The sequence below is a fragment of the Propioniciclava sp. genome (assembly GCF_036744435.1).
Lineage (GTDB): Bacteria > Actinomycetota > Actinomycetes > Propionibacteriales > Propionibacteriaceae > Propioniciclava.
On record NZ_DAIOIA010000003.1, the window covers coordinates 26,287 to 38,114 of the forward strand.

General features: G+C 71.8%; 9 protein-coding genes. 6 read left to right on the forward strand and 3 right to left on the reverse strand.

Annotation, left to right across the window (positions count from 1 at the left end; translation table 11 throughout):
• Positions 1-865, forward strand: an 865-nt coding sequence (locus tag V7E09_RS00870) for an exodeoxyribonuclease III (protein ID WP_324522913.1), incomplete at its 5' end; no start/stop codon positions are given.
• A gap of 44 nt (positions 866-909) precedes the next feature.
• Here the strand turns inward: V7E09_RS00870 and V7E09_RS00875 are convergent.
• The gene (locus V7E09_RS00875; RefSeq protein WP_324511485.1) at positions 910-1,221 is read right to left on the reverse strand and encodes a GNAT family N-acetyltransferase; all 312 of its coding nucleotides are present in this window, start codon (positions 1,219-1,221) and stop codon (positions 910-912) included.
• Between the two features lie 28 nt (positions 1,222-1,249).
• Complete coding sequence (locus V7E09_RS00880) at positions 1,250-1,906, reverse strand: SIMPL domain-containing protein (protein WP_324511486.1); 657 nt, start codon at positions 1,904-1,906, stop codon at positions 1,250-1,252.
• 130 nt (positions 1,907-2,036) lie between these two features.
• Here V7E09_RS00880 and V7E09_RS00885 point away from each other — a divergent pair, with 130 nt between their 5' ends.
• Genes V7E09_RS00885 through V7E09_RS00900 form a run of 4 tightly spaced genes read left to right on the forward strand, consistent with a single transcriptional unit; the run spans position 2,037 to position 5,787 of the window.
• Positions 2,037-2,996 (forward strand): zinc-binding alcohol dehydrogenase family protein, encoded by a 960-nt coding sequence (locus tag V7E09_RS00885; protein WP_324511487.1) that lies wholly within the window; start codon positions 2,037-2,039, stop codon positions 2,994-2,996.
• A gap of 2 nt (positions 2,997-2,998) precedes the next feature.
• Positions 2,999-3,928 carry an NAD(P)H-dependent flavin oxidoreductase gene (locus V7E09_RS00890; protein WP_324511488.1) on the forward strand — a complete coding sequence of 310 codons (930 nt, stop codon included), beginning with the start codon at positions 2,999-3,001 and terminating at the stop codon, positions 3,926-3,928.
• On the forward strand, positions 3,925-4,695 hold the full coding sequence (locus V7E09_RS00895; RefSeq protein WP_324511489.1) for an alpha/beta fold hydrolase: 771 nt from the start codon (positions 3,925-3,927) through the stop codon (positions 4,693-4,695). The genes V7E09_RS00890 and V7E09_RS00895 overlap by 4 nt, the downstream gene beginning before the upstream one ends.
• A gap of 45 nt (positions 4,696-4,740) precedes the next feature.
• Positions 4,741-5,787, forward strand: a complete 1,047-nt coding sequence (locus tag V7E09_RS00900) for a hypothetical protein (RefSeq protein WP_324511490.1) — start codon at positions 4,741-4,743, stop codon at positions 5,785-5,787.
• 28 nt (positions 5,788-5,815) lie between these two features.
• Here the strand turns inward: V7E09_RS00900 and V7E09_RS00905 are convergent, their stop codons facing one another.
• Complete coding sequence (locus tag V7E09_RS00905) at positions 5,816-7,102, reverse strand: thymidine phosphorylase (RefSeq protein WP_324522914.1); 1,287 nt, start codon at positions 7,100-7,102, stop codon at positions 5,816-5,818.
• Positions 7,103-7,783: 681 nt separating this feature from the next.
• On the opposite strand from V7E09_RS00905, the gene V7E09_RS00910 reads away from it, so the two are divergent.
• Positions 7,784-11,827, forward strand: coding sequence for a Pls/PosA family non-ribosomal peptide synthetase (locus V7E09_RS00910; RefSeq protein ID WP_324511492.1), 4,044 nt, complete (start codon positions 7,784-7,786; stop codon positions 11,825-11,827).
• The last annotated feature ends 1 nt before the right edge of the window (position 11,828 follow it).

The following is an 11,828-nucleotide window of genomic DNA, read 5'->3' on the forward strand; positions in this document are numbered from 1 at the left end:
CCTTCGGCGGGTGAGGATCGCCACCTGGAACGTGAACTCCGTCAAGCAGCGGATCCCGCGGCTGCTGCCGTGGCTGGAGGAACGCCACCCCGACGTGGTGTGCCTGCAGGAGACGAAGCTGACCGACGCCGCCTTCGAGGAGCTGCTCGCCGAGCCGCTGGCCGAGCGCGGCTATGCGTTCGCCCACCACGGTCAGGGGCAATGGAACGGGGTGGCCGTGCTGTCGCGGGTCGGATTGGACGCCGTGGAGCGTGGCTTCCCCGGCCAGCCCGACTACGACGGACGCGCGGAGGCCCGGGCCGTCGCGGCCACCTGTGGCGGCGTCCGCGTTTGGAGCCTGTATGTCCCCAACGGGCGCGAGGTCGACTCGGATCATTACGCCTACAAGCTTGCCTGGCTGGATGCCCTGGCTGCGGCCACGGTCGGCGAGCCGGAGCTGGCGCTGTGCGGCGACATGAACATCGCCCCCGCCGACGCCGATGTGTTCGACCCCGGCGCCTTCTCCGGGCACACGCACGTGACCGTGCCGGAGCGGCGACGGCTGGCGGCGTTCGGGCTGACGGACGTGGTGCGGGAGCGCTGGCCCGAGCAGCGCGTGTTCAGCTACTGGGACTACCGGGCGGGCATGTTCCATCAGGACCTGGGCATGCGGATCGACCTCGTCCTCGCCTCCGACTCGGTCGCGGCGCGCGTCCGGGCGGCGTGGGTCGACCGCCAGGCCCGCAAGGGCAAACTCCCCAGCGATCACGCGCCCGTCATCGTCGACCTGGACGACGCCCCCGACGGAGACATCGGGCCGATGGTCCCGCCGCCATCCCGCCCGGCCACGCGCCGCCGGGTGACTCTGCCGCAGGGCTCGCGCTGAGGCCGCCCCCGGGTCGGCCCCACGCGGCACAGGCGTTCGGTGGATCAGCTGGCGCGGGTCTCGGGGCGATAGACCAAGTCTTGGTAGTCGGGGTGCCGGTTGATCCAGTCGGTGACGAACGGGCACGTGGACAGCACATGCATGCCCTGGCTGCGGACGTAGTCGAGGGTCTCGCGCACCAGCCTGCCGCCCAGCCCCAGGCCCTCCCAGCGACGATCGACGCGGGTGTGGGTGAACACGATCAGCTCGCTGGTCTGCTCATAGGACGCCCACCCCAGCACCTTGCGGCCCTTGCGCGCCTCGAAGCGGCGACGCTCGGGGTTGTCGATCACCTCGACACCGGTCAGCTCATCCATGCCTCATCATACGTCGGGTTCCCCCTGCTCAGGAGGCTTGGAAGCGTGCATGGACCGTAGCCCCGCCGGTGACGTCCTCGGGGGTGAGTTCGGTGGTCTCCGCCGCCTTCCCGCGTGCCAGCGCCGCCATCGGGGCGCCGGGCCCGGGACCGGAACCGCCGCCGACCGACAGCAACCCCGGATCGGCGACCTCCACCACCGTCACGGTCGTCAGGCCGCACGCCTTGGCGATGGCCGCGGCGCGCTGCCGGGCATCAGCGACGGCCTTGCCGAGCGCCGAGGCCTCCACGCGCAACCGGGAGGCATCCGTGAGCGTCCAGCGGACCTGCTGCACGTTCGTCACCTCGGAGGCGCCCCAGGCGGCGACCCGTTCGGCAAGCGCCGAGAAGTCGGCGAACGTGGCCCGGATCGTCGCCGAGGCCCGGTATCGCCGGTCGCCGAGGGTGCCCTTCGGGGTGGTCGGCTGCCACGACGACGTCGTGAGCGGTCCGACGCTGAACCAGGTGACGGGAGTGCCCTCCTGCGCGGCCAGGCCCCGGAGTTCAGCGTCGATCCGTGCCGACTCGGCCTGCACGTGGCTGGCGGCCCGGCGAGGGTCGGAGTCCTCGGCGAGCAAATGCAGATCGACGGTGCCGCGCTCCGGCGGCAGTGCGTACTCGCTCGTCCCGATCACGGTGATCTCCATGGAGCCCTCCCCGGCGTCGTTGGATGGTGACCCCACGGTAGTGGGTGGCGCGAACCCCGGACCGGTTCGATCCCCGCCCTTGCGGAGGCGGGCGCGCGGGGACACGGTGGAAGGGAGCGAAGGAGACAGCATGAAGCAGGCACAGGTACGGCAGGCCGGAGCGGAACCGGTCCTGGTCGAGGTTCCCGGCCCGGTCGCGGGCCCCGGCCAGGTCCTCGCCGACGTCGTCGCGGTGGGCGTCCATCCCCTCGTGCGCGCGGTCGCGGGCAACCGGCACTACGGCGCCTCGGGGGACTGGCCCATGACGCCCGGGGTCGATGCGGTGGCCCGCGTCGACGGCGTCCTGTCCTACATCGGCGGCTTCCACGGCCCCGGCACCCTTGCCGAGCAGGTCGTCATCCCCGCGGGGAGCCAGCTTCCGCTCCCCGCCGGCGCCGATCCCGCCGTCGTCGCCGCGGCGATCAACCCGGGAATGCCGTCGTGGATGGCGCTGCAGGAGCGCCGGGCCGACGTCGGGGACCTGGGGCTCGTCGTCGTCCTGGGCGCCACCGGCGTCGCCGGCATCCTCGCCGTTCAGAGCGCCTTCGTTCTCGGGGCCTCCCGGGTACTCGCGGTCGGACGCGACGCGGGCCGGCTGGCGCGCGCGGCCGACGCCGGGGCCGAGGTGGTCGCGCTCGGCGGAGAGGCCGGCGACGACGCGGATGCGCTACGGGCCGCCCTCGGGGAGGCGACGCCGACCCTGGTTCTCGACTTCGTGTGGGGCCCGGTGGCCGAGGCGATGTTCACCGCCATGCAGCGCCGCTCTCTCGCGGAGGCGTCCGGGGGGACCGTGCACGTCGAGATCGGGGGTGCGGCCGGGGAAACGGCGCGCGTGCCCGCATCCTTGTTGCGCAGCCGCCCTTACACGATCCACGGGTCGGGCGGCGGTTCGGTCTCCTTGGAGCGCCGGGCCGCGCTGATGCCGGGCTTCATGGCGCGGCTGGCCGACGGCAGCATCGTCGCCCCGGTGTGCACCTTTCCCCTCGCGGCGGTCGTGCAGGCTTGGACGGCGACCGGTGACGCGCGGGCCGTCGTCCTGCCGCAAGGCTGATCGTGGACGCCGCAACTCTCCTGGCGCGCCTGCGCGTACCGGTCGTGGCCGCCCCCATGTTCCTGGTCTCGGGCCCGGGGCTGGTGTCCGCCTGCTGCCGCGCCGGTGTGCTGGGCACCTTCCCGGCGCTCAACCAGCGCACCACCACGGCCTTCGAGTCGTGGCTGGACGCCCTGGAGGCGGATCTGGAGCCCGGGGACGCGCCCTTCGGCGTCAACCTCATCGTCCACTCCTCCAATCCCCGGCTGCGGGCCGACCTAGAGGTCGTCGTCGCGCACGAGGTGCCGGTCGTCATCACCTCCCTGGGGGCCGCCCGAGAGGTGGTGGACGCCGTGCACTCCTACGGCGGCCTGGTGCTGCACGACGTCACCACGCCGCGGCACGCCCGCAAGGCCGCCGAGGCGGGAGTCGACGGGCTGATCCTGGTCGCGGCGGGGGCGGGCGGACACGCCGGGACCGTGAACCCGTTCGCGCTGGTGGCGAGCGTCCGGCCGTGGTTCGACGGGCTGCTGCTGCTCGCGGGCGGGTTGTCGACCGGCTCCGACGTGCTCGCCGCTCAGGCCATGGGTGCGGACCTGGCCTACCTCGGGACGCGGTTCCTCGCCACCGCGGAGGCGGATGCCGCGTCCGGATACCGCGAGATGCTGGTGGCGGCCGACGCCACTGACATCGTGTACACCCCGGCGGTGAGCTCGGTTCCCGCGAGCTTCCTGCGCGCCAGCCTGGAGGCCGCGGGCATCGACCCCGACGCCGACCCGGGTGGCGTCGACCTCACCCATCTGACGCGCCCGGGCGAGGGCGGGGCGATGGCGTGGCGGGACGTCTGGTCCGCGGGCCAGGGCGTCGCGGCGATCGCCGACGTCCCCACCGTGGCGACGCTGGTGGATCGTCTGGCGGCCGAGTACACCGCGGCCCGCAGCAGGCTGGCGTGAGCCTCCCCGGCGCGGCCGGGCCCTGGCGTCGCGAGCGGAGCGTCACGGTCGGCCCGGTGACGATGGCCCTGACCGAGACCGCCGGGCCCGGGGATCGGGTCTTCGTGCTCGTCCACGGCATCGGCATGGGCCGGGCCGTGTTCGACGACCTGGCCGCGGCCCTCGCCGTGAGGGGACGAGTGCTGGCGTTCGACCTGCCCGGGTTCGGTGACTCGCCCGAACCCGGCACCGCGATGTCGCTGGAGACGACCGCCGCCGTCGTCGCGGACGCGGTGGCGCAGGAGGCCCCCGGCGGCGCGATCTGGGTGGGCCACTCGATGGGGACCCAGATCGTCGCCGAAGCGGCCGTCCAGCGGCCCGAGCTCGTGCGCGCGCTGGTGCTCATCGCCCCGACGGTCGACGCCGCAGCCCGCACCGCGTCGCGGCAGGTCTGGCACATGATCCGCGACCTCGCCGGGGAGTCGCCGCGCGTCCTGGCGATCGGCCTGTGGCAGTACGCGAAGACCAGCCCGGCGTGGTTCGCCCGCAAGCTTCAGTTCATGCTCGCCCACCACCTGGAAGGGGTCACGCCCCGTATCGCCGCACCGACCCTGGTGCTGCGGGGCGAGCACGACCGGGTGTGCCCCGCCCCCTGGACCTGGCAGGTCGCCGCGTCGATCCCCGGGGCGTCGTTCGCCCAGATCCCCGGCCGGGGGCACGAGGCGGTCATCAAGGGCGCTGAGCCCGTGGCGGACATGATCGGGGTGTTCGTGGACGACCTCGACTGAGGCAACCCGGCGACGTGCGAGGCGTCCGCCATTAGGTTGGACGCCATGGTTGCGTTCGTGCTCGTCGGCTGGGGATACCGCTCGCATGCCTGGTGGGAGGCGGCGCGCGGTATCGGTGCCGAGTGCGTCGGCGTCGTGGTGCGCTCCCCGCGCGAGACGCCCGTCCCCGCCTTCGGCTCCCTGTCCGAGGCGATCGCGGCGACCGGAGCCCGGCTGGCGGTCGCGTCGGTGTCCTGGGATGCGACGCCCGCGATCGCCCGGGAGGCTGCCGACGCCGGCATCGGCATCGTCGTGGAGACACCGCCAGCCCCCGACAGCGGCGGGCTGGAGGCGCTGTGGCGCCACGTGGGGGCGACCGGACTGGTGCAGGTCGCGGAGCAGTACCCGCGCTATCCGTCACACGCCGCCCGCCTGGCGCTGACGGCGTCGGGAGTGATCGGGACGCCCACTCAGGTCCAGGTCAGTTCGACGCAGACGTATCACGCCCTCTCCCTGATGCGCGCCCATCTGGGCTGGCCCGATGGTGCGACCCGGGTGACGGCGACGACGGTGACTGCCCCCGTCCTGCAGCCGTTGTCGCGGGCGGGCTGGACGGGCGCGACCGAGCCGGAAGCGGCGACCACCACCCACGCCGTCCTCGACTTCGGCGACGGCCGCAGCGGGGTGTACGACTTCACCGACAACCTCACCCGGAACCTGCTGCGCTTCCGCCGGCTCACCGTGCGCGGGACGCTCGGCGAACTGGACGCCGACACGGTGGTCCGGTGGGGCGGCCCGGAGACGATCCTCACCTCGCGCATCGAGCGCCGGCAAAGCGGCTACGACCTGGACATGTCCGGATACGACACCGAGACGCTCAGCCACGACGGCCGCGTGCTGTGGCGCAACCCGTGGCCGGGCCTCCACTGGCCCGATGACACGCTCGCCACCGCGACGCTGCTGCGGGACGCGCTGGCGTGGGCCGCGGATGAGGGGCCGGAACCGTACCCACTGGAGCGGGCCCTGACCGATGCCCGGCTTGGCTTCGCGATCCAGGCCGCCGCGGAGGCGGGCGGCACGCTGACGGTGCCCGCCCCGCCCTGGGCTGGCTGACTCCCGCCCCGGACGGACCGGTGTGCGCTCAGGCGATCCGGTCGATGATCAGGGGACGTGCCGCGACGGTCTCACCGGGGGCCGCGAGGGTGACCGCGTCGGCGAGCACCTCCTCGGCGCGCCCGAACCGGGCGGGCTCGGAGGTGTGCAGGGTCAGGAGGGGCTGACCGGCGCGGACGGCGTCGCCCGGCTTCGCGTGCAACTCGATGCCAGCGGCGGCGTCCACCGGATCCTCCTTGCGTGCCCGGCCAGCGCCGAGCCGCCAGGCGGCGACCGCAACGTCCATGGCGTCGATGGCGGCCACGACCCCGTCGCGTTCGGCGCGCAGCACGTGCGTGTCGGCCGCGGTGGGCAGCGCCGCATCCGGATCCCCGCCCTGGGCGGAGACCATGCGACGCCATACATCCATGGCGCGCCCGTCGGCCAGTGCGGCCTCGACGTCGGCGTCCGGCCGGCCCGCCGCGGTGAGCATCTCCCGGGCCAGCGCGACGGTCAACTCGATCACGTCGGCGGGGCCGCCCCCGGCGAGCACCTCGACCGACTCGCGGACCTCCAGCGCATTGCCGACGGTCAGCCCGAGCGGAGTCGACATGTCGGTGAGCAACGCGATGGTGGTCAGCCCGGCGTCCGTGCCGAGATCGACCATGGTGCGAGCCAGTTCGCGCGCGCGGGACTCGTCGCTCATGAAGGCGCCCGCGCCGGTCTTGACGTCGAGCACCAACGCCCCAGTGCCCTCGGTGATCTTCTTGCTCATGATGGAGGAGGCGATCAGGGGGATGCAGTCGACGGTGGCGGTGGTGTCCCGCAGGGCGTACAGCTTCTTGTCGGCGGGGGCCAGGCCGGAGCCCGCCGCGCAGATGACGCCGCCCACCTCGCGCAGGATCGTGAACATCTCCTCGTTGGAGAGGTTGGCCCGCCAGCCGGGGATGGACTCCATCTTGTCCAGCGTCCCACCGGTGTGCCCCAGGCCACGGCCCGAGAGTTGCGGCACGCGGACGCCGAAGGCGGCCACCAGCGGAACCAGGGGCAGTGTGATCTTGTCGCCCACCCCGCCGGTGGAGTGCTTGTCGGCGGTCGCCCCCAGTGATGTGAAGTCGAGCCGCTCCCCGGACTCGATCATGGCGCGCGTCCAGCGCTCGATCTCGGGGCGACCCATTCCGTTGAGGAAGATCGCCATCGCGAGGGCGGACATCTGCTCGTCGGCGACCACGCCGCGGGTGTAGGCGTCGATCACCCAGGCGATCTGATCGTCGGACAAGGTCTGACGTTCTCGCTTGGTCCGGATGACGTCGACGGCATCAAAGGGCTCAACCATACCTACCAGCGTATGGGGAGGGGTGGGCCGGGAGCCAGCCGGGCGCGGGTGCCCGCGGGGCGCGAAAAAGCGCCGAGACCCAGGTGGTCTCGGCGCCGGTGTCGTGCGATCGGGGTCGATCAGCGCGGCTGGTCGTGGAACACGATCTCAGCCATGTGCTTACCCATGCCCCCGACCATCGCCGCCCGCAGGCTCAGGAACAAGAAACGCATCGTTCACTCCCAGTTCAATGGTATTTTTCCGGCTCAACGCCGCTCTGGCGGTAAATATACGCGTGTTGAGGGGGCTTGGCCAGCTCGCCCGGACGCGGTTGCAGCCGTTTGTCTCGGGTGTGTGTGGCCGGTGAGCGGAGGCGCCGGAGGCCTCCGGGCCCGAAGGTGGACGGGGTCGTGCTCGCCCGCTGGTCCTGGGCCGTGCGCGCCGCGCACGGCAGCGTCGCCCCCGCCCACGCCGTCCTCGGCGGTTGTGGGCTGCGGGAGCCGCTCACCTGGTCAGCCGCGCGGGGCCTCCAGCCAGGGCAGCGTCAGTGGCTAGGGGAAACGGGCGGGTGAGTAGATATCGTCCAGTTCACCTGGGAAAAAGCTGAGAGATCTTGCTAGCATCGCCATGCCTGACCGGAATGACGGATTCGCTCCGCCGGGAGGCAACACCCCCCCCCACAATTGAAGGTTTCTCTTCTCCATGTCACTCACGTTTACCCCGGCGTCTTTGCATGTTCACCAGGAATATCTCCTCCCCCGTGATGAGGTGGACTCCTCGCACCGTCCCCACCGGCTGATCGACTTCTTCGAGCGATCGGTCGACCACGATCCTGCCCTGATCGCGCTGGTGTGTGCGGGAGAGGAGGACACTTACGGGGATCTCGAAACCCGAGCCAATCGCCTCGCGCATCACCTGATGAGGCGCGGCGCCGGCCCCGGACGCCGCGTCGGAATCTACATTCCTCGCTCGCGTGACATGTACGTCGCCGTCCTGGGTGTCGTCAAGACCGGAGCGGCGTACGTTCCCATCGATCCGGCGGCACCCGCTGATCGGGTCGAGTATTTCGCCTCCGACGCTTCCCTGGTGTGCCTCGTCACCGTTGCGGAGAAAGCGGACGTGGCGCGGGAATCGGGGGTCCCGCTGGTCGTCGTGGACGCCGAAGCGGACGACATCGCCCTCGCCTCCCCGTCGCGGCCCCAGGTGGACCGGGGCGGTGATCCCGAGGCCTACGTGATCTACACGTCCGGCTCGACCGGCCGCCCCAAGGGTGTCCTCGTGCCGCACTCGGCCATCACGAACTTCGTCGACGTCGTCATCCAGATCTACGACGTCCGGCCGACCGACCGCGTCTATCAGGGCCTCACGATCGCCTTCGACTTCTCGCTGGAGGAACTGTGGCCCACCTGGGGGGTCGGCGCCACGATGGTCGCGGGCCCCGTCGACGGCCGGCAGGTCGGCAGCGGGCTGGCCGACTTCCTGGAGGAGAACCGGGTCACCTTCTACCACGGCGTCCCGACCGTCCTGGCGACCGTCGACCGCGATCTGCCCCTCTTGCGCACCCTCAACCTCGGCGGGGAGGCCTGCCCGCAGGGGCTCGTCGAACGCTGGGGCGGTCCCCACCGGCGCATCCTGAACACCTACGGCCCGACCGAGTGCACCTCCTCCTGCACCTACGCCGAACTCGTGCCGGGGCGCCCGGTCACCATCGGCGTCCCGCTGCCCACCTACTTCGCCGCGCTCCTGGACGATGACGGCCGCCCCGTCCCCGCAGGGGCGATGGGGGAACTGGCCATCGGCGGCGTCGGCGTCGCGATCGGCTACCTCAACCGGCCCGAACTCACCGCCGCCAAGTTCATCACCAACGAGCACGGCGACCGGTTGTACCGCACCGGAGACCTGGTCCGGCTCACCGCCGACGGTGAACTGGAGTACCTGGGACGCGCCGACGCGGAGGTCAAGGTGCGCGGCCACCGCGTCGACCTGGGCGAGATCGAGACCTCCCTGCAGGAGAACGACGCCGTTCAGGCCGCCGTCGTCACCCTGATCGACAAGGAGAGCAACGGCGGACGCCTCGCCGCCTTCGTCCTGCTGGCCCGCCGTGTCGACGACGTGGATGCGCTGCGGCACGCCCTCCACGATCACGCCCGCGGCAAGCTGCCGCCCTACATGGTTCCCGACTACATCGACGTGATCGACACCATCCCGCTCATGCCCTCGGGGAAGGCCGACCGCAAGGCCCTCCCGCGCCCGGCGACCGACCCGCTGGTGAGCGTCGGGGAGTACGTTCCCGCCGACGGCGAGATCGAGACCTTCCTCCAGGCCGCGTGGGCGGACACCCTGGGGCTGCCGCCCGATGCCCTCTCCGTGACCGCCAACCTGTTCGACGACCTGGGCGGGCACTCACTCGTCGCCGCCACGCTGGTCTCGGCACTGCGTCGCAGCGGCCGCTTCGGGATGGCGGGCCTGGCCGTTCCCGAACTCTACGAGCACCCCACCATCCGGCGGCTCGCCGCCCACCTGGAGTCGAGCGGACCCGACCGGGGGAGCGGCGACACCGCCGAAGCCGTCGCGGCGCGGCGGCCGCCACGCCCCAGCACCGGCCGGATCGTGGCGTTCGGGCTGGGCCAGCTGGCCTGGATCGTGCTCTTCGTCGCCGTCGCCATGCTTCCCATCGGCGTCATCTACGCGCTGAACGAAGGCGAGCCGAGCATCGCGATGCTTGTCGAACTCATGCTCAGCGTGCCCGTCTCCTACCTCGTCTCCCGGTGGGGGCTGCCGACGCTGGCCGCCGTCTTGTTCGGGCGCCGCATCGAGGAGGGAGCCCACCCGCTGTACGGCCTGATGCACCTGCGCGTGTGGATCGTGACCCGGGCGATGTCCCTGTCTCCGATGCCGCGGCTCGCCGGGTCGCCCTACGCCAACACCTACCTGCGCTGGTGCGGCGCCGAGGTAGCGGCGAGCGCGCACCTGGGCACCGCCGAGATCCCGCTGCCGAGCCTGATCACCGTCGACGCCAACGCGACCGTCGGCTACGCCACACACCTTGCTGGCTACGAGATTCACGGCGGCTGGCTGCACATCGGCCGGATCGTCGTCGGCCGGCACGCCATGGTGGGCGCCAACGCGGTGCTCGCGCCCGGCGCTCGCGTCGGGGCGCACGGCGTCCTGGGCGACCAGTCGTTGCTGCCCCAGGGAGTCCGCGTGCCGGCCCGCGAATGGTGGGACGGGTCACCCGCGGCCCGTGGCGCCCGGGAGGCCGACCCGGTGGTCGGTGAGATGCTCACCTGCCCGCGCGCGCCCACCACGTGGGGCGGCCCCCAGCGGCAGCGGTTCCTGCTGAGCATCGCCGCCTTGGAACTGTTGCCCATGGGCGCCCTCGTCCCGGCCGTCGTGCTGGTGTGGACGATGCTGATGTCGTTCGACCACATGGCCGCGCTGTGGGCCACCGTGGCCACCGGGCCCCTGTTCGTCGCGACGGTGTGCACCCTCATCTTGATCATGCGGCGGTTCGCCCTGGAGAAGACGCCCATCGGCATCCACCACCTGCGCTCGACGCTCGGCGTGGAGAAGTGGTTCTCCGACCAGTTGCTCGGCGTCAACCTCGAACTCACCAACTCGCTGTTCGGGACGCTCTATACCCCTCACTGGTTGCGACGGCTCGGCGCCCACATCGGCCGCAACACCGAGATCGCGACCATCGCCAACATCGACCCCGACCTGCTGAGCCTGGGGGAGGGGTCCTTCGTCGCCGACATGGGCTCGGTCGGCGCCGCCATCTACGCCAACGGCCACGTCGCCTTCCGGCCGACCTCGGTGGGCGACCGTGCATTCGTCGGCAACGCGGCCTTCGTCCCCTGCGGCAGTTCCATGGGCGACGACTCCCTGATCGGTGTCATGTCGATCCCGCCCACAGCCGGTATGCCGGCCGGGACCTCGTGGCTCGGATCCCCGGCGATCTTCCTGCCGAAACGGGAGATCTATGAGGAGTTCGACGAGTCGACCACGTTCGCGCCGCCGCGCTGGAAGGTCGTGCTGCGCTACATCGTGGAGTTCGTCCGGATCACGCTGCCCGGAACGCTGCTGGGGCTGTCGACCTTCGGCACGCTGATGGTGGTGTCGTTCCTGGCGGCGGAGAGCCCCGCCTGGCTGACCGTCGCCGCCACCCCCCTCGTCGCGCTCGGCTTCTCGGTCCTCACGGTGCTGGTGGTGGCCGCCATGAAGTGGCTGCTGCTGGGGCAGTACCGGCCACGCGTGGAGGCGCTGTGGAGCGGATTCGTGCGGCGCACCGAGTTCATGACCGGCATCTACGAGGCGACCGCCGTCCCCGTGCTGCTCCAGACCCTGACCGGGACCCCGATGCTCGCGCCGATGCTGCGCCTGTTCGGCGTCACCGTCGGCCGGCGCGTCCTCCTGGACACCACCTACCTCACCGAGTTCGACCTGGTCCACCTCGGCGACGATGTCGCCGTCGGGGCCCATGTCTCCCTCCAAACGCACCTGTTCGAGGATCGGGTGATGAAGATGGGCCGGGTGCGGCTGGAGGAAGGCAGCTCGATGGGCGTCCGCGGCATCGTCCTCTACGGTGCGACCCTGGGCTCCCATGCGGAATTGGCGCCGTTGTCGCTGGTGATGAAGGGCGAGTACATCCCCCCAGGGACGCGCTGGATCGGCATTCCCGCGCGTCCGGACACCACGGCGCCACCGCCACCCGGGGAGGCGGCGAGCGTCGGCGGTCCGCAATGAC

Coding starts and splice junctions, on each gene's coding strand:
- V7E09_RS00905 (WP_324522914.1), bottom strand. CDS start 7,102: ATGGTTGAGCCCTTTGATGCCGTCGACGTCATCCGGACCAAGCGAGAA.
- V7E09_RS00900 (WP_324511490.1), top strand. CDS start 4,741: ATGGTTGCGTTCGTGCTCGTCGGCTGGGGATACCGCTCGCATGCCTGG.
- V7E09_RS00885 (WP_324511487.1), top strand. CDS start 2,037: ATGAAGCAGGCACAGGTACGGCAGGCCGGAGCGGAACCGGTCCTGGTC.
- V7E09_RS00880 (WP_324511486.1), bottom strand. CDS start 1,906: ATGGAGATCACCGTGATCGGGACGAGCGAGTACGCACTGCCGCCGGAG.
- V7E09_RS00910 (WP_324511492.1), top strand. CDS start 7,784: ATGTCACTCACGTTTACCCCGGCGTCTTTGCATGTTCACCAGGAATAT.
- V7E09_RS00875 (WP_324511485.1), bottom strand. CDS start 1,221: ATGGATGAGCTGACCGGTGTCGAGGTGATCGACAACCCCGAGCGTCGC.